This window comes from Clostridium aceticum (assembly GCF_001042715.1).
Lineage (GTDB): Bacteria > Bacillota > Clostridia > Peptostreptococcales > Natronincolaceae > Andreesenella > Andreesenella acetica.
The window spans coordinates 3415361-3440825 of sequence record NZ_CP009687.1 but is presented as its reverse complement, the minus strand read 5'-3'; the positions used below and the strand labels follow the sequence as shown (position 1 = coordinate 3440825).

General features: G+C 35.9%; 24 protein-coding genes. 22 read left to right on the top strand and 2 right to left on the bottom strand.

Annotation, left to right across the window (positions count from 1 at the left end; all coding sequences use genetic code 11):
• The first annotated feature begins 19 nt into the window (after positions 1-19).
• Positions 20-1405, top strand: coding sequence for a tryptophanase (locus CACET_RS15870; protein ID WP_044824149.1), 1386 nt, complete (start codon positions 20-22; stop codon positions 1403-1405).
• Positions 1406-1616: 211 nt separating this feature from the next.
• The gene (locus CACET_RS15865) at positions 1617-2042 is read left to right on the top strand and encodes an NUDIX hydrolase (protein WP_044824148.1); all 426 of its coding nucleotides are present in this window, start codon (positions 1617-1619) and stop codon (positions 2040-2042) included.
• A gap of 19 nt (positions 2043-2061) precedes the next feature.
• Here the strand turns inward: CACET_RS15865 and CACET_RS19980 are convergent, their stop codons facing one another.
• A complete protein-coding gene (locus CACET_RS19980) occupies positions 2062-2226 on the bottom strand; it encodes a DUF1540 domain-containing protein (RefSeq protein ID WP_082058141.1) in 165 nt (54 codons plus the stop codon).
• A gap of 118 nt (positions 2227-2344) precedes the next feature.
• Here CACET_RS19980 and whiA point away from each other — a divergent pair, with 118 nt between their 5' ends.
• The 20 genes from whiA to CACET_RS15780 all read left to right on the top strand — a co-directional run bounded on the left by whiA (position 2345) and on the right by CACET_RS15780 (position 24542).
• A complete protein-coding gene (gene whiA, locus CACET_RS15860) occupies positions 2345-3310 on the top strand; it encodes a DNA-binding protein WhiA (RefSeq protein ID WP_044824147.1) in 966 nt (321 codons plus the stop codon).
• 132 nt (positions 3311-3442) lie between these two features.
• The gene (locus CACET_RS15855; RefSeq protein ID WP_082058140.1) at positions 3443-4510 is read left to right on the top strand and encodes an HD-GYP domain-containing protein; all 1068 of its coding nucleotides are present in this window, start codon (positions 3443-3445) and stop codon (positions 4508-4510) included.
• Between the two features lie 133 nt (positions 4511-4643).
• Positions 4644-6671, top strand: coding sequence for a urocanate hydratase (locus tag CACET_RS15850; RefSeq protein ID WP_044824146.1), 2028 nt, complete (start codon positions 4644-4646; stop codon positions 6669-6671).
• A gap of 31 nt (positions 6672-6702) precedes the next feature.
• Complete coding sequence (ftcD, locus tag CACET_RS15845) at positions 6703-7608, top strand: glutamate formimidoyltransferase (RefSeq protein ID WP_044824145.1); 906 nt, start codon at positions 6703-6705, stop codon at positions 7606-7608.
• 5 nt (positions 7609-7613) lie between these two features.
• On the top strand, positions 7614-8879 hold the full coding sequence (gene hutI / locus CACET_RS15840; protein ID WP_044824144.1) for an imidazolonepropionase: 1266 nt from the start codon (positions 7614-7616) through the stop codon (positions 8877-8879).
• 14 nt (positions 8880-8893) lie between these two features.
• A complete protein-coding gene (locus CACET_RS15835; RefSeq protein WP_044824143.1) occupies positions 8894-9511 on the top strand; it encodes a cyclodeaminase/cyclohydrolase family protein in 618 nt (205 codons plus the stop codon).
• Between the two features lie 217 nt (positions 9512-9728).
• The gene (locus tag CACET_RS15830; protein WP_044824142.1) at positions 9729-12788 is read left to right on the top strand and encodes an ATP-binding protein; all 3060 of its coding nucleotides are present in this window, start codon (positions 9729-9731) and stop codon (positions 12786-12788) included.
• A 162-nt stretch (positions 12789-12950) separates the two neighbouring features.
• Positions 12951-13757, top strand: coding sequence for a methyltetrahydrofolate cobalamin methyltransferase (locus tag CACET_RS15825; RefSeq protein WP_044824141.1), 807 nt, complete (start codon positions 12951-12953; stop codon positions 13755-13757).
• Positions 13758-13915: 158 nt separating this feature from the next.
• Positions 13916-14566, top strand: coding sequence for a cobalamin B12-binding domain-containing protein (locus CACET_RS15820; RefSeq protein WP_044824140.1), 651 nt, complete (start codon positions 13916-13918; stop codon positions 14564-14566).
• Between the two features lies 1 nt (position 14567).
• Positions 14568-15746, top strand: coding sequence for a uroporphyrinogen decarboxylase family protein (locus CACET_RS15815; RefSeq protein WP_044824139.1), 1179 nt, complete (start codon positions 14568-14570; stop codon positions 15744-15746).
• 14 nt (positions 15747-15760) lie between these two features.
• The gene (locus CACET_RS20760) at positions 15761-15904 is read left to right on the top strand and encodes a hypothetical protein (protein WP_169747291.1); all 144 of its coding nucleotides are present in this window, start codon (positions 15761-15763) and stop codon (positions 15902-15904) included.
• A gap of 443 nt (positions 15905-16347) precedes the next feature.
• Complete coding sequence (locus tag CACET_RS15810; protein ID WP_044824138.1) at positions 16348-16998, top strand: cobalamin B12-binding domain-containing protein; 651 nt, start codon at positions 16348-16350, stop codon at positions 16996-16998.
• A 1-nt stretch (position 16999) separates the two neighbouring features.
• The gene (locus CACET_RS15805) at positions 17000-18169 is read left to right on the top strand and encodes a uroporphyrinogen decarboxylase family protein (protein WP_044824137.1); all 1170 of its coding nucleotides are present in this window, start codon (positions 17000-17002) and stop codon (positions 18167-18169) included.
• 13 nt (positions 18170-18182) lie between these two features.
• Positions 18183-18326 (top strand): hypothetical protein, encoded by a 144-nt coding sequence (locus CACET_RS20755; RefSeq protein WP_169747290.1) that lies wholly within the window; start codon positions 18183-18185, stop codon positions 18324-18326.
• Between the two features lie 239 nt (positions 18327-18565).
• Complete coding sequence (locus CACET_RS20750; RefSeq protein WP_169747289.1) at positions 18566-18709, top strand: hypothetical protein; 144 nt, start codon at positions 18566-18568, stop codon at positions 18707-18709.
• A gap of 316 nt (positions 18710-19025) precedes the next feature.
• Entirely contained in the window at positions 19026-19676 is a 651-nt protein-coding gene (locus tag CACET_RS15800; RefSeq protein ID WP_479722636.1) for a cobalamin B12-binding domain-containing protein, read from the top strand.
• A gap of 197 nt (positions 19677-19873) precedes the next feature.
• Entirely contained in the window at positions 19874-20524 is a 651-nt protein-coding gene (locus CACET_RS15795; RefSeq protein ID WP_044824136.1) for a cobalamin B12-binding domain-containing protein, read from the top strand.
• A gap of 13 nt (positions 20525-20537) precedes the next feature.
• Positions 20538-21236 (top strand): GntR family transcriptional regulator, encoded by a 699-nt coding sequence (locus CACET_RS15790; RefSeq protein ID WP_044824135.1) that lies wholly within the window; start codon positions 20538-20540, stop codon positions 21234-21236.
• A gap of 46 nt (positions 21237-21282) precedes the next feature.
• Positions 21283-23124: an ASKHA domain-containing protein gene (locus CACET_RS15785; protein WP_044824134.1), complete on the top strand. Its 1842-nt coding sequence runs from the start codon at positions 21283-21285 to the stop codon at positions 23122-23124.
• Between the two features lie 251 nt (positions 23125-23375).
• Positions 23376-24542, top strand: coding sequence for an MFS transporter (locus CACET_RS15780; protein ID WP_044824133.1), 1167 nt, complete (start codon positions 23376-23378; stop codon positions 24540-24542).
• A 93-nt stretch (positions 24543-24635) separates the two neighbouring features.
• Here CACET_RS15780 and CACET_RS15775 read toward each other — a convergent pair whose 3' ends face one another.
• The gene (locus tag CACET_RS15775; RefSeq protein ID WP_044824132.1) at positions 24636-25310 is read right to left on the bottom strand and encodes a DUF1638 domain-containing protein; all 675 of its coding nucleotides are present in this window, start codon (positions 25308-25310) and stop codon (positions 24636-24638) included.
• Positions 25311-25465 lie beyond the last annotated feature (155 nt).

The following is a 25465-nucleotide window of genomic DNA, read 5'->3' as shown; positions in this document are numbered from 1 at the left end:
GAGGAGGATCTTAAGTATTATGTCTATAAAGAAAGCTGAACCCTATAAAATTAAAATGGTAGAACCCATTAAATTAATACCTAAAGAAGAAAGAGAAAGAAAGATTCAAGAAGTAGGATACAATCAGTTTGCCCTGAGGGCAGAGGATATATATATTGATTTATTGACAGATAGTGGCACAGGTGCTATGAGTGATTGGCAGTGGGCGGGTTTAATGCTAGGAGATGAATCCTATGCTGGCAGCAGAAATTACTATCATTTAGAAAAAAGCGTCCAGGATATTATTGGCTACCAATACTTTGTACCTACTCATCAAGGACGAGGCGCAGAAAATGTTCTATTTCCCATCTTAATTGAGGAAAAGGGACAGTATGTGTTGAGTAATATGCACTTTGATACAACAAAGGCTCATGTTGAGCTAAAAGGCGGCAGAGCTGTTAATTTCGTTACAAAAGAAGCCTTTGACACGGAAAAAGAGCATTCTTTTAAGGGGAACTTTGACTTAGAAGAGCTTCAGGATTTTATTGAAGAAAAGGGAGTAAAAAACTGTGCCTTTATCATTATAACCGTGACCTGTAATAGTGTAGGTGGTCAGCCAGTATCTATGGAAAATATTAGAGGCGTAAAGAAAATTGCTGATCAATATGGACTCAAGGTAGTTTTTGATGCTGCTAGATTTGCAGAAAACGCATATTTTATCAAAAAAAGAGAAGTTGGCTATGAAAGTAAAGAGATTACAGAAATCATAAGAGAAATGTTCAGCTATGGTGACGCCCTTACTATGAGTGCTAAAAAAGATGGCATTGTGAATATGGGGGGAATGATTGCTGTTAAAGAAGATGAGGAATTATATACAAAGGTGCGTTCCATGGTGGTGCCTATAGAAGGCTTCCCTACCTACGGTGGATTATCAGGAAGAGACATGGAGGCTTTGGCCAGAGGATTAAGGGAAGTGGTGGAGGAAGACTATCTAGAAAGTAGAATCGGACAAATAGAATATCTAGGTCAGAGACTGGTGGAGGCGGGAATTCCTATTCAAAGACCAGTGGGAGGGCATGCTGTATTCGTTGATTGCAAAAAGTTTTGTCCTCAGATACCTTATCATCAATTCCCTGCACAAGCCGTTTGTGTAGAGTTATATAAAGAAGCTGGGGTAAGAGCGGTGGAAATCGGTTCATTTCTATTAGGTAGAGACCCAGAAACAGGAAAGCAGCTAGAATCTCCAATGGAACTATTAAGACTTACGATACCAAGAAGGGTATATACCTATAATCATATGGATGTTGTAGCAGATGCCTTAATAGAAATTTGGCGTAGGCGGGAAACCTTAAAGGGTTTTAAATTTACCTACGAACCAGAAGTGCTGAGACACTTTACTGCTAAACTAAAGCCTGTTGGAGAGTAAGTAAAGTTGTATGAATGAGTTTTAAGACAAATTTTCCTTGAAGGGGGTAATTTGTCTTTTTTCTTATTTGATGAGTTTCTCATTGAAATAAATAATTTAATATGGTAATTTATTATTATAATATTTCACAAAAAATTATTAAATAATAAATAGACATACTAGAGGACTTCATCGTGGATTAATGCGCATAAAGCTTAAAGGAGTTGAAGTTGTGAGAGAGGAAATCAGCGCTGGCGGGGTAGTGGTTTTTGGCAATGCAATACTATTGTTAAAAAAATATAATGGGGACTGGGTACTTCCAAAGGGAAAAGTAGAACATCCTGAGACAATCGAAGAAGCTGCTGTGCGGGAGGTACATGAAGAAGCAGCTGTAAAAGTTGAAGTATTGAAATATTTAGGAGAAATTCATTATACATTTAAAAATAGTTGGGAAGATAATGACCTTATTAATAAGACAGTTCATTGGTTTTTGATGCGAGCAAGGCAAATCCAGTGCATACCTCTTAAAGAAGAAGGATTTATTGATGCAAAGTTTATTCATATCAATCGTGCTGCAGGTTTAGCAAAATACGATGACGAGAAAGAAATTATCCAAAAAGCTATTCGAGAAATTAAGAAGACCTCACAAAGTAAGTGAGGTCTTATAGATAGATGAATTATTTAGATTGGAAAGTTGTACAAAGTGCTTCGTCAGAAGAATTAGCCATATCTGCATTGCCTTTTGCATTTACTTCTAATTTTGGAGCAAAACAGTAGTCGGTTTCATTAAACTTACAGTTGTGTACGTGACACATTACTTCCATTTTTGGATGTTGTTTCATTGATCAATACACCTCCATTAATAATATATATTACCCACTACTATTTTGTACAGTTCTTTTAAAATTATAATACTTAATTTTGGAAATACTAAATAATAAGATAAAAGGTTGTGATGTTATGTCTTTTTCAGCAAATACCAAGTCAGAGTTGGCAAGAATTTTTCCAGAACAACATTGTTGTAAACTAGCGGAATTAGCAGCTCTTATAAGGATGAGTGGAACTTTGCACTTGACAGGACTTAAAAAAATCAATTTAAGAATCAATACAGAAAATCCATCTACTGCTAGAAAGATATTTAAATATATTAAAAAGTTATTTGAAATTCACACGGAAGTAATGATTAGAAGAAATTCAAGGCTCAAGAAAAATAACTACTATATGATGATGATTAGTCACGGTATGGGGAGTGTAACAATTCTAAAACAAGTAGGAATCTTAAAAGAAGATAACAATTCTTTTGATATAACCTATGAACTTCCTAAGGAGCTTTTAACAAAGCATTGCTGCAAAAGAGCTTATTTAAGGGGAGCCTTTTTAGGTGGAGGTTCTATCAGTGCTCCAGAAAAAACTTACCACTTAGAATTCGTTACCAACAGCTTACAGCATAGTGAAGATCTCAAAAATTTAATTAATGAATTTAATCTAAACGCTAAAACTGTAGAACGTAAAGGAAGTTATGTCGTTTATATTAAAGAAGGAGATCAAGTGGTAGATATTTTAAATATTATAGGAGCCCATAAAGCATTATTAGATTTAGAGAATATCCGGGTCTATAAACAAATGAGAAATGATATAAATAGAATTGTCAATTGTGAAACTGCAAATTTAAGCAAAACTGTAAACGCTTCCATGAGACAAATTGAAAACATCGAGTATATAAGGGATACTGTAGGGATTAATGCTCTACCTGAAGGATTGAGAGAGATTGCTGACTTGCGTTTAAACTACCAAGAGGCTAGTTTAAAGGAATTGGGACAAATGATTACGCCTTCCATTGGAAAATCTGGTGTTAACCATAGATTAAGAAAAATCGAGGAAATTGCTAAAAGACTGCAGATGAAGAATCAGGAAAGTTTTGATTAGGAAAATAGTACTAAAAGAACCAAAATTTCTACAAATATTTTAATATTTAGTAGGAATTTTGGTTCTTTTGTAGAAAATATTGTTTAGTAGAGAACAACAGGGTAAACTTAACCAAAATGAGGGGGGAAGGCTGTGATCAAACTTTATACTTCTGCAGCAACACCTGGAATGATTTTAGCGAAGCCCATATATACAAAAGAAGGCAGACTGCTAATAGATCGGGAGATGGTTTTAAAGGAATTTTACATAGAAAAACTTAAAAGATACAGTATAAATCATATATATATATATTGGAGTAAAAGCAGCAAACCAGAAATACAAAAGATCATTACAGAAGAAACAAGAACAATAGCTTTAACAGCAATAAAGGATGCAGTGACAGGTATCCACATGAAAAAAGAAATGGATATACAAAAATTACAAACTGCTATCCTACGGCTTACTGAAGAGTTGATGGAGGATAGAGGTATTCTTTTAAATTTAACGGATATAAGGAGTATCGACGAGTATACTTTCGGACATTGTGTAAACGTATGTGTTTTGGCCTTAATTATGGGTATAGCCTTAGAGTATGAAAAAAAAGATCTGCAGATCTTAGGCCTAGGGGCTTTATTGCATGACATAGGAAAGGTAAATATCAGAAGTGAAATTTTAACGAAGCCAGGAGCTTTAACAGAGGAAGAATATAAAGAAATGAAGAAACACACGTTATATGGGTATCAAGTAGTAGGAAATCTAAAGGGACTCAAGGAGGAAGTTTCTTGGATTATTCGAGATCACCACGAACGTTTTGATGGAAAAGGATACCCCAGCGGACTTATAGGTAAACAAATACATGAATTTTCAAGAATTGTAGCTATATGTGATGTATACGATGCTCTAACCTCCCACAGGGTTTATCGACCAGGTATTCCTCCTCATGATGCCATCGAGTATTTAATAACGATGGGATATCATCAATTTGACTGTGATTTAGTAAAAATATTTCTAAAGCAGATTTCTATTTATCCAGTAGGAACTTTAGTAAAACTACGATCCGGTGAAGAAGGAATTGTGGTGAATTCTCATGAAGATTTTCCCACAAGACCAGTGGTAAGAGTTTTACGTGATGCTTTAGGCAATCCAATTGAAATAAGGAAAAATGTTGATTTAACAGAACAATTAAATAATGGTATTGTGGACATACTAAAAGCAGTATAAGCAAAAAAATCTGACAAATAGTCAGACTTTTTTTTGCAAAAAATATAAAAATTAGACGTTATGGTGACGGAAGATCAATATAATTTAACTTAAAGAGAAGTATATAAAGAATAGTTGAAAGGGGAGTTTTGACATGATCAGTAATACCAATATATTTCATGCAATGACCATCAAACTAGATAATGTTTTACCAGAATATCCTGAGTTTGTAGAGGGTATTCGCCGAGCACCTGATCGAGGTTTTAAGCTTACAAAAACCCAGACTGAAATAGCTTTGAAAAATGCCTTGCGTTATATTCCTGAAGAATTACATGAAGTTTTGGCACCGGAATTTTTAGAGGAACTGATGACACTAGGAAGAATCTATGGCTATCGTTATAGACCACAAGGAAATATAAAAGCAAAATCTATAGATGAATATAAAGGCAATTGTATTGAAGGAAAAGCCTTTCAAGTAATGATGGATAACAACTTAGACTTTGATATTGCTCTTTACCCTTATGAATTAGTAACCTATGGGGAAACAGGAAAGGTATGTCAGAACTGGATGCAATATCAGCTAATCAAAAAGTACCTTGAAGTTATGACCAATGAACAAACCCTAGTCATTGAGTCTGGTCATCCCCTAGGTTTATTTAAGTCAAAGGCAGATGCACCTAGAGTTATTATTACCAATGCCCTTATGGTGGGTATGTTTGATAACTTAAAGGATTGGGACATAGCAGAGCAAATGGGGGTTGCTAATTATGGACAAATGACAGCTGGAGGATGGATGTATATAGGACCACAGGGAATTGTCCACGGTACCTTCAATACTTTGTTAAATGCAGGAAGATTAAAACTAGGATTAAAACAAGATGAAGACCTAAGCGGTGTGTTGTTTGTAACATCGGGACTTGGAGGAATGAGTGGAGCCCAGCCTAAAGCTGTAGAAATCGCCAATGGTGTAGGAATTGTTGCTGAAGTAGATTCCTCTAGAATTCAAACTAGATACGATCAAGGTTGGGTAAGCAAGGTTTCCGCAGATCTAAAGGAAGTATTTGATACAGCCAAAGAATATATAGAAAAAAGGGAGACTGTTTCTATAGCTTATCACGGAAATATTGTTGATTTATTACAGTATGCTGTAGACAACCATATAAAAATTGATTTACTTTCTGATCAAACCTCTTGTCATGCTGTATATGAAGGTGGGTATTGTCCAAGAGAACTGAGTTTTGATGAGAGAACAGATATGCTAAAACGTGATAGAGAAAAGTTCAAACAGTTAGTAGACAAAACGCTAAAGGAACATTTTCAGTTGATCAAAACACTGGTAGAAAGAGGCACCTATTTCTTCGATTACGGCAATGCTTTTATGAAGTCTGTCTATGATGCTGGTGTAAAGGAAATTTCTAAGAATGGTCGAGATGAAAAAGAAGGTTTTATTTTTCCTTCTTATGTAGAAGATATTATGGGACCGGAGTTATTTGACTATGGCTATGGGCCTTTTAGATGGGTATGCTTAAGTGGAAAGCATGAAGACTTAATCAAAACTGATAAAGCAGCCATGGATCTGATCGACCCTAATAGAAGAGGACAAGATAGAGATAATTATGTATGGATTCGTGATGCAGAAAAAAACAAGATGGTGGTTGGAACGCAGGCGAGAATTCTATACCAAGATGCTATGGGGAGAACGAGAATCGCCCTGAAGTTTAATGAGATGGTTAGAAATGGTGAAGTAGGTCCTATTATGCTAGGACGGGATCATCATGATGTAAGTGGTACAGATTCCCCTTTTAGAGAAACTTCAAATATCAAGGACGGAAGTAATGTAATGGCAGATATGGCTACCCAATGTTTTGCAGGAAATGCAGCTAGAGGAATGAGTTTAATTGCTCTTCATAATGGAGGCGGCGTAGGAATAGGAAAATCGATTAATGGTGGATTTGGTATGGTACTAGATGGCAGTGAAAGGGTAGATAATATACTAAGAACTGCAATGCCTTGGGATGTAATGGGGGGAGTTGCTAGAAGAGCATGGGCTAGAAATGAAAACTCTATTTCAACTAGTATAGAATACAATCAAGAAAATACTACAACCGATCATATTACCTTACCTTTTATTCCTAAGGAAGATTTGATAAAGGATTTAGTAGACAAGGCTTTCAAAAAATAATAAGTATGTAGTGAAAGGTGGAAAATTTATTATGAGTCATAAGAAAAAAATTCTACAATGTGTACCTAATTTCAGTGAAGGCAAAGATTTACAAAAAATAGAAAAAATTGTAGATGCCTTTAGAGGAAAAGAAGGGGTAAAACTACTGGATTATAGCAGAGATGAAGATCATAATAGAGCAGTGGTAACGGTGGTAGGTGAGCCTCAGCCTCTAAAAAATGCAGTAATAGAGGCGATAGGAATCGCCATAGAAGTCATAGATATGACCAAACACGAAGGACAGCATCCTAGGATGGGCGCAGTAGATGTTGTTCCCTTTATTCCTATTACCAATGTAAGTATGACAGAAGCAGTAGAGCTGGCAAAGGAAGTAGCTGAAGAAGCATCTAAAAAATATAACCTACCTATTTATTTATACGAAAAGGCAGCTTCAACACCTGAAAGAGAGAACTTGGCTCAAGTGAGAAAAGGACAGTTTGAAGGTATGGCTGAAAAAGTAAAACAACCTGATTGGCATCCTGACTTTGGACCGAAGGAAATTCATCCTACCGCTGGTGTTACTGCTGTAGGTGCTAGGATGCCTTTAGTGGCCTACAATGTAAACTTAGATACAGATCGATTAGAAATAGCTGACAAGATTGCAAAAAACGTAAGACATATGAGTGGAGGCCTTAGATATTGTAAAGGAATAGGTGTAGAGTTAAAGGACCGAGGCATTGTTCAGGTTTCTATGAATATGACAGACTATACAAAAACCGCTTTATATAGAGTGTTTGAACTGATTAGAATAGAAGCCAAACGATATGGGGTAAACGTGATAGGAAGTGAAGTTATTGGTTCTGTTCCTATGGAAGCTCTTGTAGATACAGCAGCTTATTATCTTGGCTTAGAGGATTTTTCTATGGAGCAGGTGTTAGAAGCTAGATTGATGGAGTGATGATGATGAAAAAAGGAAATTTATTGATCAAAAATGCTGCGGAACTTGTGACCTGCAGTGGGTTTAGAGCAAAAAAAGGCAAGGAAATGTCAGACCTTCAAATTATTCTTGATGGGGCTGTCGTCATTGAAGAGGGCATTATCAAGGCGGTGGGAAAGACAGAAGAAATACTAAAACAATATTCTGAGGAAAACTACGAAGTGATTGATGCCAGCAATAAGGCAGTATTACCTGGCTTTGTTGATTCCCATACACATTTTCTCTTTGGTGGTTATAGAGCGGAAGAATTCTCTTGGAGACTTCGAGGAGATAGTTATATGGATATTATGGAACGGGGTGGAGGTATCCTTAGCAGTGTGAAGGCTACCAAGGAAGCTACTAAGGAAGAACTCTTCGAAAGTGCTATGAAAAGACTGGATTGCATGCTGTCCTTTGGCGTAACAACGGTTGAAGGTAAAAGCGGCTATGGTTTAGATTATGATACGGAAATGAAGCAGTTGGAGGTCATGAAGGAAGTAGACGCTGTGCATCCTATTGATGTTGTCAGCACCTTTTTAGGTGCCCATGCAGTACCTAAGGAATATAAAGGAAAAGAAGATATATTGATAGACTTTTTCATTGAAAAAGTGATGCCAGATGTAGCTGAAAGAAAACTGGCGGAGTTTTGTGATGTCTTTTGTGAGGATAAGGTATTTTCTATAGAACAATCCAGAAGGCTTCTAACAAAAGCAAAAGAAATGGGCTTTAAAATAAAACTTCATGCGGATGAAATTGTGCCACTAGGAGGAGCAGAATTAGCAGCAGAGTTGGGTGCTATATCTGCTGATCACTTGCTACAGGCTTCTGACCAGGGGATAAGAGATATGGAAAAGGCAGGAGTAGTAGCTACCCTTCTACCTGGAACCGCCTTTAGCTTGAAGGAGGAGTTTGCTAGAGGCAGGTATATGATTGATCAAAACTGTGCTGTGGCTTTAGCAACAGACTTGAATCCCGGCAGCTGTTTTACAGAGTCTATTCCACTGATTTTTGCTCTAGCTACACTGTATATGGGTATTACTACAGAAGAAGCCCTTACAGCACTAACCATTAATGGAGCAGCAGCTGTTGACAGAGCTGATAAAATTGGTAGTATAGATATAGGAAAACAAGGAGATATTGTTATCTTGGAGTTTCCCTCTTATAAGTACATACCTTATCATATTGGTGTAAGTACAGTAGAGAAGGTAGTGAAAGATGGTGTCGTTGTTTTTCCTAAAATAGAAAAGGTTTGAAAGGGGAGAGAAAGATGTTAACAGATTTAACCGTAAAGGATTTTTTACAAAAAACCGCCTCTAATGATCCAGTGCCAGGAGGAGGAAGTGTAGCAGCCCTAAGTGCTTCAGTAGCTGCTGCTCTAACAGAAATGGTGGCTAATTTAACTATAGGAAGAAAAAAGTATGTGGAAGTAGAAGAAGAGATGAAGGATGTAGTTAAAGACGTTCTTCAAGCTAGACAAGAGCTAATAGAAGACATCGATAAGGATTCAGATGCTTATAACGAAGTAATGGCTGCCTTTAAGCTGCCTAAAGAAACAGAAGAAGAAGTGGCTAAAAGAAAAGAGGCCATTGAAGAGGCAACAAAAAAAGCAGCTTTAGTGCCTCTAACAGTAGCACAAAAAGCATTTTCTATGATGCAGAGGATTGAAACTGTCGTTGTAAAGGGAAACCAAAATGCTATTACAGACGGAGCTGTAGCAGCGATGATGGCAAGAACTGCGGTGCTTTCAGCTTTATATAATGTAAAAATCAACCTTGGATCTATCCAAGATGCTGCGTTTGTAGAAGAAGTTTCTCAGAAGGTGAAGGAAATAGAAACAAAAATAGGCGCATTGGAAAAAGATATTCTAGCTAATGTAAAGTTGTAAAAGACATGGAAGATAGAAAAGGAGAAGCAAGGTTCATTTACATGTTTTTCCTAAATTGAAATTCATAGATCATCGTAAAATATGACAGAGGGCAGCCTTTGTCATATTTTTATTTATCCATTATAATAAAAATGTGAACTAAATAAAAATCAATATCAATTTTAAATGATTATAAAACAGATTTTTAAAGATTTTAGTAGAAAAAGGTGGATAAGTCATGGATTGTATTTATGTAAAGTTCTTTAATACACCTACTATTTTTAAAAATAGTAAAAAAGTGTTTCTGCCTTTTAAAAAGGCGGAGGCCTTGTTTTATTACCTGGTTGTGCATCAACAGGCTACACGGGATGAACTAGTACATCTTTTGTGGGGAGAGATGGAAGAGGAAACGGCTAAAAAAAATTTAAGAAATGCAATGTATAAGATTAGAAAAGCTTTTGATTTAAATATTATTATTTCTCCTAAAAAATCTATTGTCATGTTAAATCCTGATATCAAACTAGAAAGTGATTTAAAAGTATTTCTCTCAGATGAAGAAAATGCTATTGAGATCTATGATGGTGAATTTCTTCAAGGCTTTCATGTTAAGGAAGACGAAGTTTTTGAAGGATGGATGTCTGAAAACAGAGGATATTATAGAGATCTCTATATTATAAAACTCCAAGAAAAGCTACACCAGCTTTCTGCTGAAGAAGATCAGGAAATGTTAGAATATTATGCAAAATTACTGGTTCATACAGATTCCTATAATGAAAATGCCTATCGCATACTTATGAACTTGTACAGCCGCCAAGGGTCTTATAATAAAGCGATAGACCTTTATAATCGATTACAACAAGTACTGCAAGAGGAATTAGGAATCATGCCGGATGTAGCTACCAAAGATCTGCTTCAAGAGATTTTGAGCAATAGGCAACAAGAAGAAACAAGAAGTCAAGGAAAACAAGAAGACTTTTTTTACGGAAGAAAGGAAGAGGTAAAAAGACTATTAAATAACTATAGAAGTTTTATCAAAAAAGGTAGCAGTCATTCGTATCTGGTGGTAGGAGAAGCTGGTATCGGAAAAAGTAGATTGAAAAATCAGTTTTTAAAAAACATAGACAAGAAGGATGTATATCTGATGGAAACCAACTGTTACCAAGCAGAGGAGAGCTATTTTTTAAAGCCATGGAATACAATCTTTTCTTTGTTATCAGAAATGCTCCTACAAGAAGAAATAGACCTTCCACCCTTATGGAAGGATATACTCAGCTCTATATTCCCTGGATTTGCAGCAGAAAATACTACAGTTTCTATAAGCTTTGTTGAGGAGCTAAACCACTTTAACTATAGGCTTGTAGAGGATGCTGTACTAGGATTTTTTAAAAAAATCAGTAAGATAAAGAAAATCGTCATTGTTTTTGAGGATCTACAATGGGTAGACAGTATGAGTTTATCCCTTCTAAGTAGTGTTTTGCAACAGGATCAAGGGAAGAATATACTTTTTGTAGGAACATGTAGAGATGGCTATGATAAAAAAATAGATAAATTTATGACAAAGATAAAAAAACACTATCCTATTGAAGAAATGCTTATAAAAAGATTTACTTCTCAGGAGGTAGGAGATTTTGTACATAAGATGTTACCATACGTTTTACCTGAAGGGGATTTAGTAGAAAAAATATATAAAGAAACAGAAGGAAATACCTTCTTTATTTTGGAATATATTCATTCTATAAATAAAAAGAAGGACTTTGATAAAATCACTCCCAAAATGCAAGATATTTTAAAAAGCAGGTTTTTGGAAGTCTCTGAAGAAGGCAGAAAACTATTAAATATCATTTCTCTCTTTTTTGATAAAGCTTCATTAGATCTACTGACTGACTTGATGAACTGGGATGAACTACAGGTAATGCAGATCATAGAAGAATTACAAAACAAAAATATCGTGGGGGAATTAGGCAAAGGAAGTGAAATTGCATTTCAGTTTACGCATTTAAAATTGAGGGAGTTTATTTACTCGCAACAGTCTCCAGCCATGAGAAAAGTATTACACAACAAAGTAGGGAACATCATAGAAAATCGATTGAAACACGACAAGGTAGATACATTAAATTATTCCAGATTAATTTATCATTTCTCTCATGCTGGAAACCAATTTAAAGCTTTAATGTACAAGATAAAGAATATTAATAATTACTTGGATTTTAGCTATGAAGTATTTCCTCAAGCGAATCAGATAAATACAGAAAAAGAAGAGTTTTTTGGAGCTACAGCAAAGGAATTACTTCAATCTCTTAAGGAGCTGGAAGTGGAATTGCAGCAGGTGAAGGAGCATCATCCTTCTTTAAAGGAAGTCATGAAATTGCAAATGGAATTCTTATATATAAGAGGCAGACATGCCATAAGAGAAGGGCAATACAAAGAAGGTGTGACTTATATTCGGCAAATGATAGAGGTATCAAGAAAAGTCAGAGACTATGTATATAGTTTAAAGGGTTATAAGCAGATGATTTATTATTGCATACAGACCCATAAGACTGAAGAAATGACTTTGTATGTAGAAGAGGGTCTTGCATTGGCTCAAGTCTATGACAATGCAAAAGAAATAGGAATTTTGCTGCGGTTAAAAGGACTAAACAAAATGATGATGACAGAGTATACCAAAGCAGAAGAGATTTTAAGAACTTCCATAAAAATATTTGAGGAAATCACAGAGTTTGACAATAAATATGTGATAAATATTGCGGCGGCCTACAACTATATCGGAGAAATAAGAAGATATAATATGAAATTTTCTAAGGCTCTAAATTATTATGATCAGGCGATAGCTATATGCGAAGAAAATAAAGTGATCAAAGGGTTAACTCAATTCAATACCAATGCGGCACAAGCTGCTTTGGAAATGGGAGATTATCAGAGGGCAAAGGAATACTTAGAGAGAGCTATTGACTTATATTGTCAGCTAGAGGTGTTTTGGGGAAGGGCTGTAGCTGAAGGATACATGGCACTGTTATTAGTTCGAGAAGGAAGATATAAAAGAGCATTGGCGTACCTAAAGACAGCAGAAGGATATGCTAAAAAATTAAAAAGTCCTTATGAGCTGGGTATATTATACCGTGTGAAGGCAGAGATCAAAGTAAGAGCAATTAAAAATAAAGTCATAGGCGAGGTATTTAATGACTATTTAGACTTGGAGCTAGAGGTGTACTGTAAAAGAGGAATAGCGCTATTGGAAGAGATAAAGGACAGTTATGAAAAAGAAATTCTAAAAACCTTCTTAAAAGGTGATAGATAAATCTAAAATTTGCTATAGAAAAAAATATTTTGAAAATTATAAAAAACCTTTACAGATATATTGACAGGAGAAAAATGTCTGATATAATTATAAGTATATACAGATACAATACATGTATATACAGGAGACGAAGATATATTTTTAATAAAGGTGGGAATTTAAATGATTATTATTGGGGAAAAGATTAATGGAACAATTCCAAGTGTGAAAAAAGCTATTGAAAGCAAAGACGAAGAGTTTATTCGAAATCTTGCCTTAAAGCAAGTAGATACAGGTGCTGATTATATTGATGTATGTGCAAGTACTGCACCTGAGTTTGAAGTTGAAACCTTAAAGTGGTTAATGGACATTGTTCAAGATGCGGTAAACAAGCCATTAAGTATTGATAGTCCAAATGCAAAAACAATTGAAGCTGTATTAAAATATGCTAAAAAACCAGGGCTTATTAATTCTGTATCTGAAGAAGGTGGAAAGTGTGAAGTGATTTACCCATTGATTCAAGGAACAGAGTGGCAGGTAATTGGATTAACCTGTGATAATAAAGGAATTCCTTCAGATGTTCAAACAAGAGTAGATATAACAAAAATTTTGGTTGAAAAGGCTGCAAAGTATGATATTACACCAGATAGAATACATATCGATCCTTTAGTAATGGCACTTTCAACAGACAATACATCCTTAACGAACTTTGTAGAAACAACCAAAACAATTAAGGAAATGTATCCTACTATTAAAGTGACTTCAGGATTGAGTAATATCTCCTTCGGTATGCCTTTAAGAAAAGTAGTAAATCAAAGTTTCTTAACAATTGCTTCTTATGTAGGTATGGACTCTGCAATTATGGATCCTTGCAACAGAGATATGATGGCAGCATTGCTGGCAACAGAAGCACTACTTGGAAAAGATAAGCACTGTAGAAAATACTCCAATGCCTATAGAAAGAATAAAATTGGTCCTATCAAGGAGTAATCATATAGATAATAAAAATAGAAACCTTCTACAGAAAATTGAAAACGTATTCAATCACCTTATTTAATTATAAATGAAGTACTTAATTAATAATATACAGATAAGAGAGATGTTTTTTTAAACGATACAATCCAAATAAAAACAAGGGGGAATTAAAAATGGCAGAATTAACAATGGACTTAAACGTATTGACACAAGCGGTAGGAGAACTTGATGAGGACCAAGTATTAGAGATGCTAAATGAGTTTGTAGGAACAAACCCAAGTGAAGAAGATGCACAAAAGGTAGTAAACGCATGCCAACAAGGAATGGCAGTTGTAGGGGATTTATTTGACAAGGGAGAGTACTTTGTTGGTGATTTAATCTTTGCAGGAGAATTATTAACCAGTGCTATTGAAACATTAAAGCCAGTAATTGGTTCTGGATCTACAGAAAAAGTAGGCACCATTGTTCTTGGTACAGTAGAGGGAGACCTACATGATATTGGTAAAAACATCTTTAGAAGTATGTCAGAAGCAGCTGGTTTTGAAGTACATGATATCGGTATTGACCAATCAGCAGAAGCTTTTGTACAAAAGGTTAAAGAAACAAAACCACAGATTATAGGAATGAGTGGCGTGCTTACTTTAGCTATTGATTCTATGAAAAATATTATAGATGAAATGAAAAATCAAGGATTAAGAGATGATGTAAAAATCATCATCGGTGGTAACCCTGTAACCAAAGAAGCTTGCCAACATGTTGGGGCAGATGCTTTCACTACAAATGCTGCAGAAGGAGTAAAGATTTGTCAAGGGTGGGTGAGCTAATATGACTAGTGCTGTAACGGCACAAGACGTAAAGGCTTTACAGCAGGAAAGAACACAACTATTTAAAGACATATATGATGGCAAAATTCCTAAGAGAGTGCCAGTTAACTCCAACTTAACGCTTGAGTTTGCCATTCAATATGCAGGCAAAGATCTAGCAGAAGTACAGTGGGATTATAATTTGCTGGAGGAAGTATATGAAAAGGTTTGTCAGGATTTTGTTTCTGATACTAATCCTGCAGCAATGAATTTAAGAAATCCTTTGCATTATAAACTGTTAGGAGCTAGAAACTTTGTTATGGGCTCCAGTGGTTTTATGCAGCACCCTGAGATTCATGGGCTGGAAGCTGAAGAATATGATGAATTTATTGCTTCACCCTATGATTGTATTATGGAAAAAATTCTACCTCGAATCTATACAGAATTGGATACAAACCCTGGTCAAAGAGCTATAGCTTTTGGGAAAGCCTTCAAAGCCTATTATGATGAGTTGTTTGCTGCTTTGGGAGTAATTGGAAAACTAACTGAAAAGTATGGTTATTCTCCTTTAGGTGGAATCGAACTAATGACAGAGGCACCTTTTGACTTCGTTGCAGACCAATTAAGAGGATTCAAAGGTATTACTGGAGATCTTAGACGATGCCCTGATAAGGTAGAAGCTGCTTGTGAGGTAGCATTGCCTTTGATGCTTAAGCAAGGTACACCCCATCATCCACCTAGTAATTATGGAGCTACTTTTATCCCACTTCATATGGCACCATATATACGACCAAAGGATTTCGAAAAGTACTATTGGCCTACCTTTAAGAAACTAGTGGATGGATTAGCTGATAAAGGTCAACCATCATTGCTATTTGTTGAACATGATTGGATGAGATATATTGATTATTTATATGAACTTCCTGAGAATACAAGAATGTGGTTTGAATATGGCGATCCTAAGCTTGTGAAAGAAAAGCTAGGTAAGAAACATATTATTACTGGATTTTATCCAATTGGATTACTAAAAACAGGTACAAAGCAAGAATGTATTGATAAGGCAAAAGAAATGATTGATATTCTTGCACCAGGAGGGAAATATATCTTTGGTTTTGACAAAGGTATCATAACAGCAGATAGCGTAAACGTTGATAACCTAAAAGCGGTTCTAGAATATGTAGCAGAAAATGCTAATTATTAGAAGGGGGATGCTGCATGGATACGAAATATTATAAGGCATGGGAAGAATATAAGGCAGAACACCCAGAAATTGAAGATAGACTTGAGGGAGTAATGGCTCCTAAGATGCAAAGTTATGAAGAAATGGTATTTGGCTTTGTTATGATGTTATTGATGTAAAAACAATAGAAATAAAGTGTAAAGCAGGGTAGGTATCCTTCTATGTACAAATAGAAGGATACCTACCCTTTTGTTTGAGGCGAAGGAGTCTCTGGTGCTTTGATGCTGGCGTTTCCTCAATTGTAGAGACATTATAAAAATTTTTTTGAAAATTATAAAAAGCCTCTCTCTAAATATTGACAGGAAAAATATGTCTGATATAATTATAGATATATACAGTTAAACTACATGTATATACAAGTATAGTTATAAATGCATTTAACGTTAGAATACAACCTTCAGTGCAAGTGAATAAAGGCTAGAAATATAAAAACACATTGATTCTAGCGGTTTGTTTTTTCAAGGTGATTGAAAACATTTTGAAATTTGTGTTATCAAACTCTTAATTATTTTATGGATTGAGAGAAAATATATTAACTTATATAAATAAGGGGGAAGTCAAAATGGGAGAATTAGCAATGGATTTAAATGTACTGACACAAGCAGTGGGGGAGCTTGATGAGGATCAAGTATTAGAGATGCTAAATGAATTTGTAGGAACAAACCCAAGTGAAGAAGATGCACAAAAGGTAGTAAACGCATGCCAACAAGGAATGGCAGTTGTAGGGGATTTATTTGACAAGGGAGAGTACTTTGTTGGTGATTTAATCTTTGCAGGAGAATTACTAACCAGTGCTATTGAAACATTAAAGCCAGTAATTGGTTCTGGATCTACAGAAAAAGTAGGCACCATTGTTCTTGGTACAGTAGAGGGAGACCTACATGATATTGGTAAAAACATCTTTAGAAGTATGTCAGAAGCAGCTGGTTTTGAAGTACATGATATCGGTATCGACCAATCAGCAGAAGCTTTTGTACAAAAGGTTAAAGAAACAAAACCGCAGATTATAGGAATGAGTGGCGTGCTTACTTTAGCCATTGATTCTATGAAAAATATTATAGATGAAATGAAAAATCAAGGATTAAGAGATGATGTAAAAATCATCATCGGTGGTAATCCTGTAACCAAAGAAGCCTGCGAGCATGTTGGAGCAGATGCTTTTACTACAAATGCTGCAGAAGGTGTGAAGATTTGCCAAGGGTGGGTGAAGTAATATGAGTGATAGAGTAGCTTTAGATACCATAACGCTAGCTCAAGAAAGAACGCAATTATTTCGAAACCTAGTAGATGGAAAAATTCCCAAAAGAGTACCTATTGGTGCTGTAAGATTTTCATCTGAGTTTGCTATACAGTATGCAGGTAAAGACTTAGCAAAGGAACAGTGGGATACCACTATGTTAGAGGAAATTCTCGATAAGGTATGTCAGGACTTTGCTTCCGATACGTTACCACTAAGCTCTATAAGATTTCCTTCCTATTATAAAATATTAGGAGCAAAAACCTTTGTGATGGGCTCCAGTGGGTTTTTACAACATCCAGAGGTTCATGGATTGGAACCAGAAGAATATGATGAATTTATCGCTTCACCTTATGACTGTATTATGGAGAAGGTCATCCCAAGATTGTATACAGAACTAGATACGAATCCAGCACAAAAGTCCATAGTATTAGCAAAAGCATTTAAGGCATTCTATGATGAAACAGGTAACATGGGAAAAATATTTGGAAAACTGTCTGAAAAGCATGGCTATGCACCTCCGTTATTTACAGGAGCTACTGAAGCACCTTTTGATATGGTAGCTGACCTAATTAGAGGTTTCAAAGGTGTTACAAGCGATCTTAGACGATGTCCTGATAAGTTAGCAGCGGCTTGCGAAGCAATTACTCCTATGATGGTAAAGAAGGGAGTACCTAAAAATCCTTCAAAGTACGGTTCTACCTTTATTCCATTACATATGGCACCATATATACGTCCAAAGGACTTTGAAAAGTATTACTGGCCAACTTTTAAAAAGCTAGTGGAAGATATGGCAGCTGCTGGACAACCATCGACACTGTTTGTTGAGCATGATTGGATGAGATACATTGACTACTTATATGAATTACCAGAAAATACAAGAATGATGTTCGAATTTGGAGATCCAAAAATCGTAAAAGAAAAGCTAGGTAAAAAGCATATCATTACAGGTTTTTATCCGCTTACATTATTAAAGACAGGAACAAAAGAACAGTGTATTGATAAAGCGAAGGAACTTATTGATATTCTTGCACCTGGCGGGAAATATTATTTTGGTTTCGATAAGAGCATTATCACTGTAGATAGTGTTAATATTGAAAATCTACAGGCGGTAGTGGAATATGTAGCTGAGAATGCACACTACTAGAAGGAGGAGCTATATGGAAACAAAATATTACAAGACATGGGAAGAATATAAGACAGAACACCCAGAAGTCGAAGAGAGACTGGAAGGGGTAATGGCTCCTAAGTTGCAAAGCTATGAAGAGATGTTGTTCGGATTTATTATGTCACTATTAATGTAAAAAGTGTTTTATTGATTCAATAATATAACTAGAAGATGCAAAATAACTGAAATCAGTAAAGTTGAAGACATCTTAACAGAGTAACCAACAAGTGTCAAATTATATAAATAATGGGTAAATTTGTTGACCCTCCTAAGAAATTTGATATAATTACTATAAAGACTATTTGTAAGATAAAGGAACTAAACAGCAGATATGTTCTTGATGGTAAATTTCAGTGTTGTAAAGGAGGATGTTGTATGAATACAAAGTATTATAAGACATGGGAAGAATACAAGGCAGCACATCCAGAACTTGAAGAAAGACTTGAAGGTGTCATGGGTCCCAAGGTGCAAACCTATGAAGAAATGATGTTTAATTTTATTATGGCATTATTAATGTAAAAATTTGAAGAAAAACAAAAGGCAGTTGTAATTCTATATAAGATAAGAGTTGCAACTGCCATTTTAAATGGATGAAAGTTTTTTGAAAATTTTTAAAAACCACACAAGTATATTGACAGAAGATAAATGTCTGTTATAATTTAAAGTATATACAGATAGCATACATGTATATACAAGTGCTATTTATACAAAAACTTTTTACAAACAAGAATTGTTTCGGTAGAGGATAGTTAAAAATGTATTAGATGTTTATATAATAGGCTCATAATCACATTAGTGGTTTAGAGAATATAAATAGTAAAAGGGGGAGCCTGAAGTGTCAAATTTAGCTATGGATCTAAGTGCACTAACACATGCAGTGGGAGAACTTGACGAAGATGAAGTGTTGGAGATGCTAAATGATTTTGTAGAAACAAACCCAAGCGAAGCAGATGCTCAAAAGGTGGTAAATGCATGTCAACAAGGGATGGCAATCGTAGGTGATCTGTTTGACAAGGGAGAGTATTTTGTGGGGGATCTCATCTTTGCAGGGGAACTGTTAACCAGTGCTATTGAAACTTTAAAGCCTGTGATTGGTTCAGGTACAACAGAAAAAGTAGGCAGCATTGTTCTAGGTACAGTAGAAGGAGACCTACATGATATTGGCAAAAACATATTTAGAAGTATGTCAGAAGCAGCTGGTTTTGAAGTATATGATATCGGTATTGATCAATCACCAGATGCCTTTGTGGAAAAGATCAAAGAGGTAAAACCGAAGATCATAGGAATGAGTGGTGTACTTACTTTAGCAATTGACTCTATGAAAAATATCATAGATGAAATGAAGAAAGAAGGACTAAGAGATGATGTGAAAATCATCATTGGTGGGAATCCTGTAACAAAAGAGGCTTGTGAACATGTAGGAGCAGATGCTTTTACCACCAATGCTGCAGAAGGGGTAAAAATTTGCCAAGATTGGGTTCAGTAAAGGAGCGTATAGGTAGCGTTATCACCCTTGGTTGATATATAACTTGCAGTTATACTTCTAATTTACATGGTGTTGACAAAGGAATTACATCGGCATAATATAGTAGATAGAAGTCATATATGAATACTTGAATATGAACTGCAAAGGTAGGTATAGAAGGTTAATATAAAATAGATCAAGGGATAACGGAGGAGAAGATGGATAAATTAGAGGAATTAAAAGAGTTAATTATAAAAAATGTAGAGCAATTGAACGAGGACGTTGTCATTGAACTAGCACAGAAAGCTTTAGATGCAGGAATAGAGCCACTATCTTTGTTGGAAATAATCAATGAAGGAATGAATAAGGTAGGTCTTTTGTATGCGAAAAAAGACTATTATATTGCTGACTTGATTATGGCAGGAATTATTTTTAAAGAGGTTTTAACACTAGATAAAATGACAATGCACTTTCATAGTGAATATAATAGCAAGGTAGGGAAAGTAGTTTTAGGCACTGTACAGGGAGATATACACGATATTGGCAAGGATATATTTAAGGGTATGCTTGAAACAAACGGTTTCAAGGTAATTGATCTTGGGGTAGATGTTTCTAAAGAAGTATTTACACAAAAGGTTATAGAGAATAAGCCTGATATTGTGGGATTAAGTGGGGTATTAACTTATACAATCGAGCCCATGAAGGAAATAGTAGATGCATTGGTGGAAGCTGGTATAAGAGATCAAGTGAAGGTGATCATAGGGGCTAATCATATAAATATAGATACATGCAAATATATTGGGGCAGATGGTTTTGCCAATGATGCTTCTGCAGGAACAAAAATATGTTTAGAATGGATGAATAAGTAGGGAGTTATAGACGATGAAAAATCCGGTATACGCTAAAATAGTAGAAGATATTAGAAATAAAGTAAATAGTGGGGAATTGAAGGCGGGGGATGATCTGCCTTCTGAAACAACTTTATGTAAAGAGTATGATACCAGTAGGATGACAGTGAGAAAAGGTCTTTCTATTTTGTCTAACGAAGGATATATTTATTCTGTTCCAGGAAAAGGATATTTTGTTGAAAAGCCCCAGTATAACAAATATACCATTTACTATGATGAGATGCACAACTTGATTAATAATGTAGACAATACAAAACTGCTGGCAGTAGACATCACTAAGCCAAGTGAAAGACTAGTAAATAGCCTGCAAATTCATAAGAATAAGAAGGTTGTTATGATACGCAGATTGTTTTACACTGAGGGAGAACCGATGGCTTATGATATTAAGTATCTGCTTTATCAAAAAGGTATACCCATTGTAGAAGCAGAAATCAAGGAAGCAACACTTCCAGAAATGATCTCTAAGAATATATCTCTTTTTGCTATGAAAAAAGAAATAATGATTCATGCAAAAATTCCCCAAGAAAAAACCAAGAAGTTACTTAATATATCCGATGACCTTGCTTTATTGGTGGTAGAACAGAAACTATATGATAATAATAATAAGCCAATGGGTATAGGAATCACTTATTTTAGAGGAGATTATATTAAGTTGCAGGGAGTAAGCCAATAGCTTTGGAGGTGAAAACTGCACCTATAGGTTGAAAGGAGGGAACTGATTGAAGGAGTACAAAGTGGTTTTTCGGCCTGAAGGACAGATCATAAATGTTGTTGAAGGAAGTACCGTAATGAAAGCCATCAAAGAAGCTGGGGTGGACTTTGATTTTCTTTGCAGTGGAGGAAAGTGTGGAAAGTGTCGGGTAAGGATTTTAGAAGGAAGCTTCCAGTCCCATGCTGATGAAGAAAAATTTCTTGGAGAAAAAGAAACAAGCCAAGGAATCCACCTTGCTTGTTTTACGGAAATTCACAGTGATATGGTGGTTGAACTTCTTCAGACGAATACTGCACAGCATCAAATACTATCGACAGCAGAAGAAGGATCTATGGAGATTGCACCTCATTTATGTAAAAAGTATATTGAAGTCCAAAAGGCATCTCTTGAAAACTATCAGTCGGATTGGAAACGCTTTAGGGCTAGTTTGTTTCCAGAGGAAAGTCAATATATTACTATGGCGGAGACAGAAATCTCTGTTTTATATCAACTATCAAAAGCTTTGCGGACCAACCAGCATCAGTTGACAGCAATTACATATGGTCATGAAGTTTTGGGTATTGAACAGCAGGACACTACTGAGAGACTAACAGGAATGGCTTTTGATATAGGCACCACCAGCATTGTGGGATACCTTATGGACCTTCATTCAGGAAGGGAATTAAGTGTTGTTTCTACTGTAAACCCTCAGACTAAGTTTGGTGCAGACGTCATAACACGTATGAATTATGCCAATCAGGAGGAAAAAGGCTTAGAAAGGTTGCAGGAGGCAGTAACAGGAGCCATCAGTAAACTGGCTAAAGAGGCTACTGAAAAAGTGGGTCTAAGCAGTGACGACATTTATGCCATGGCTATTGCAGGAAACACTTGCATGCACCATCTTTTCTTAGGGCTAAGCCCCAAATATCTTTCGCAATCACCCTATATACCTACCACTACGGCCCCTTTAATACTAAGTGCTTCTAAATTTCCTATTGATATGAATAAAGCTGGAAAGATTTTTGTGTTACCTAATATTGCAGGCTTTGTAGGTGCTGATACTGTGGCGGTGCTTTTAGCCACTCAAATGGATCGAAGTGAAGAAGTAAAATTGATGATTGACATTGGAACAAATGGAGAAATTGCTCTAGGTTCAAAACATAAGTTATTCACCTGTTCCTCCGCTGCCGGACCAGCCTTTGAAGGGGCACAAATAAGCAGTGGGATGAGGGGAGCAATAGGAGCAATTGATCATGTTACTTTTGAAGGCGAATTAAGATACTCTGTTATAGGTGAGGGAAAACCAAAGGGAATTTGTGGATCGGGTCTCCTAGATGTGGTGGCAGGACTCTTAGAACTTGGAATCTTGGATAAAAGGGGAAGGTTTATATCTCCTGAGAAGATGACAAACCCAATGGTTCAGGGGTTTAAAGAAAATATTATTCAGTATGAAGGCAAGCCAGCCTTCTTATTAGTAGATGGGTCCTCTACCTTCCATGGAAGACCAATCCTGGTGACACAAAAAGATATTGGAGAACTTCAGTTGGCAAAGGGAGCAATGGCTGCTGGTATCAAAGTATTGATAGATAAGTATGGTATTGTAGTGGAGGATATCAAAGAAGTACTATTGGCAGGTGCCTTTGGAAACTATCTAAATCCCCATAGTGCCTGTGTGATTGGCTTAATTCCTAAAACGTTAGAAAACAAGATAAGAATGGTAGGAAATGCTGCTGGGACGGGGGCGAGATTGGCATTGCTTTCTTCTAAGGAATATCAACGGGGGGCTGCCATCGCTGAATTTGCTGAATATGTTGAGCTAGCTTCTTATCCCAAATTTTCTTCTATTTTTGCTGGGTCCATGTATTTTTAATATTTTAAGGCTATGACTTCGTCCTTGGTTATTTTTTAGCCAGGGACGAAGTTTATAGCTGATGATGCTATAACTAAGACGTAAAGGTGTGTAGCTATAAAAGAGAGGATAACTATCTCTTAAGAAATTCAGCTGGATCATTCTAAAATACATTCATAGTAATAGTTTCGACAGTTACAAAGAATTTCTACTATATCCTTTTTAGTGCTTAAAATTGGGGGAAATTTATAGAAAAGGATGGGTTTATAATTATGAAAAATGCAATGTTAAAAATAGCAGTATTATCCATATCGCTATTACCATTGACGGTGACATCAGCATCAGTGGCTCTTGGAGATATAAGTCTGGCATTTCCAAGTGCAGATCCTAATACAATTAAGTTGATTGTTTCTTTACCAGCACTGTTGGTGATACCTTTCACCTTGCTGTGCGGTAGATTATCCAGCTTTATAAGTAAGAGAAAGCTTTTATTTATGGGAATTTCGTTATTTCTAATTGGAGGAGTAGGTCCTAGTTTTGTCAACACCCTAACTTTGATACTGGTATTAAGAGGGGTTTTAGGTATTGGTATGGGCTTTATCCTACCTTTGGCTACAGGACTGATTGCAGACTTTTTTGATGGGGAAGAAAGGGCAGCTATGATGGGATTACAAAGTGCTGTTGTAAATACTGGCGCCATTGTAACCAGCCTGGCTGCTGGCTTTTTAAGTACTATAGACTGGCACTATGTATTTTTAGTCTATTTAATAGGAGCGGGAGTACTTGTAATAACATTTTTCAAACTGCCAAACCCAGAACAATCTCAGCACGTAAGTACTGAAAAAGTACCTTTAGGTGCTCCAATCCATGTTATTGCATTAGCTACATTTGTATATTCCTTATTGGTTTTTTCCTTTTTCACCAATACGGCTATGGTAATTACAGAAGAAGGTTTGGGAAATGCCGCTTCTTCAGGAGTAGCAATTACCCTTATGACAGTAGGGGGACTGGTGGCAGGTATAATCTTTGGAAAAGTCGCTGCGTGTTTAAAGGGATTTGTTATTCCCGTTAGTGTTGTGATGACAGGAATCGGTTTCTTGATAATAAGCTATCCTCAAGGTCTTAATCTAATTTTAATAGCTGCTCTTATCATAGGCACAGGGTTTGGAACCGCCATGCCTGCGTTAATGATTAAGATTGCGGAGATTACCCAAAAGTCTACAACGACATTGGCAATTGCTGTTGTAACCAGTGCCATGAGCTTAGGACAGTTCGTGTCTCCCTTTGTTTTATCTTTTATAGAAGGATTATTTGACATCAGTACAGGAAGATTTTCTTTTATTATTGCTGGGATTGGAATTTTAGCTGGTGGTGTAGTGCTATGTTTATTAACCTTGCGAAAAGAAAGAGCTATGACCAATGTAGGGGAAAGTAACTAAATTTTATTGAAGTATCACAGAAATAAGAAATTTTTAAAAGCCCTTATATTTTCCGAGATAAACAACGGAGGATATAGGGGCTTTCATTATCTATCAACTATTTACATAGGTTTGAACCTTTAGGTGAGAAAGTGAAACGGTTTCTCCAGGATGAATCGTAACAAATTCTTCATCCCATGGACCAGTTAAGAGTTTTTTCATATAGTGTAGACTGCCGGGGATGGTTTCGTGAACTAAGTTTAAGTCATCTGCTATAAGCTTCGTAGTATTCAAGAAATCCTCTAGATCATACGCACCAGTTTCTATAACGCCTAATCTTTTATAATGTTGAAGCATTGTTTTAAATATTCTATCAGCTCTCGCTTTGCCCATACGATTCACCGTTTCTTGATATTCCACCCAGATGTTTTTTTCAAAATTTAGCCAACCCTGTGTAAGAAAATAAGTACCCATTTCGTCGGAAATTTCCTTGCGTTTCTGACAGGAGCCTAAAAGTAATGTGATACAATCATCTACCCGCGGAAAGATGATGGGATAGGTGGGTGCAGTAATGCCTAGAAGAGAATTTCCACAAAAACCAAAAGCCATCAAAACTCGATCCACATTAGATATATGATTTAATTCTTCTTGCAATCGTTTTTTTAAAGAATCAGGAACTAGATGCAATCCAGATTCTATCCACAAGACTGGATATTTGCAATCGGTTTCTTCGATGGCCATATTTAGTTCATCAGAAATAGTTTTACAAGCAACAATTAAAGTACTCAACATTTTTCCCCCTTCGATCACTTCGCTGACTTTACATTGCGATTTTAAGATGCTATTAGTTAAACAAACTTGTATATAAAACAGTGAACTTACATCATCTGTAGCGCTATAGACGCACTTGTTAAAAAACTATCATAATTTTAGTGTAACATAAA

What these genes read in the sequence shown, in the direction of transcription:
- CACET_RS15820 (WP_044824140.1), top strand. Translation starts at nt 13,916, where the DNA reads ATGGCAGAATTAACAATGGACTTAAACGTATTGACACAAGCGGTAGGA.
- CACET_RS15805 (WP_044824137.1), top strand. Translation starts at nt 17,000, where the DNA reads ATGAGTGATAGAGTAGCTTTAGATACCATAACGCTAGCTCAAGAAAGA.
- CACET_RS15825 (WP_044824141.1), top strand. Translation starts at nt 12,951, where the DNA reads ATGATTATTATTGGGGAAAAGATTAATGGAACAATTCCAAGTGTGAAA.
- CACET_RS15810 (WP_044824138.1), top strand. Translation starts at nt 16,348, where the DNA reads ATGGGAGAATTAGCAATGGATTTAAATGTACTGACACAAGCAGTGGGG.
- CACET_RS20755 (WP_169747290.1), top strand. Translation starts at nt 18,183, where the DNA reads ATGGAAACAAAATATTACAAGACATGGGAAGAATATAAGACAGAACAC.
- CACET_RS15870 (WP_044824149.1), top strand. Translation starts at nt 20, where the DNA reads ATGTCTATAAAGAAAGCTGAACCCTATAAAATTAAAATGGTAGAACCC.
- CACET_RS15850 (WP_044824146.1), top strand. Translation starts at nt 4,644, where the DNA reads ATGATCAGTAATACCAATATATTTCATGCAATGACCATCAAACTAGAT.
- CACET_RS15795 (WP_044824136.1), top strand. Translation starts at nt 19,874, where the DNA reads ATGGATAAATTAGAGGAATTAAAAGAGTTAATTATAAAAAATGTAGAG.
- CACET_RS15790 (WP_044824135.1), top strand. Translation starts at nt 20,538, where the DNA reads ATGAAAAATCCGGTATACGCTAAAATAGTAGAAGATATTAGAAATAAA.
- CACET_RS19980 (WP_082058141.1), bottom strand. Translation starts at nt 2,226, where the DNA reads ATGAAACAACATCCAAAAATGGAAGTAATGTGTCACGTACACAACTGT.
- CACET_RS20760 (WP_169747291.1), top strand. Translation starts at nt 15,761, where the DNA reads ATGGATACGAAATATTATAAGGCATGGGAAGAATATAAGGCAGAACAC.
- CACET_RS20750 (WP_169747289.1), top strand. Translation starts at nt 18,566, where the DNA reads ATGAATACAAAGTATTATAAGACATGGGAAGAATACAAGGCAGCACAT.
- CACET_RS15835 (WP_044824143.1), top strand. Translation starts at nt 8,894, where the DNA reads ATGTTAACAGATTTAACCGTAAAGGATTTTTTACAAAAAACCGCCTCT.
- CACET_RS15815 (WP_044824139.1), top strand. Translation starts at nt 14,568, where the DNA reads ATGACTAGTGCTGTAACGGCACAAGACGTAAAGGCTTTACAGCAGGAA.
- CACET_RS15780 (WP_044824133.1), top strand. Translation starts at nt 23,376, where the DNA reads ATGAAAAATGCAATGTTAAAAATAGCAGTATTATCCATATCGCTATTA.
- ftcD (WP_044824145.1), top strand. Translation starts at nt 6,703, where the DNA reads ATGAGTCATAAGAAAAAAATTCTACAATGTGTACCTAATTTCAGTGAA.
- CACET_RS15830 (WP_044824142.1), top strand. Translation starts at nt 9,729, where the DNA reads ATGGATTGTATTTATGTAAAGTTCTTTAATACACCTACTATTTTTAAA.
- hutI (WP_044824144.1), top strand. Translation starts at nt 7,614, where the DNA reads ATGAAAAAAGGAAATTTATTGATCAAAAATGCTGCGGAACTTGTGACC.
- whiA (WP_044824147.1), top strand. Translation starts at nt 2,345, where the DNA reads ATGTCTTTTTCAGCAAATACCAAGTCAGAGTTGGCAAGAATTTTTCCA.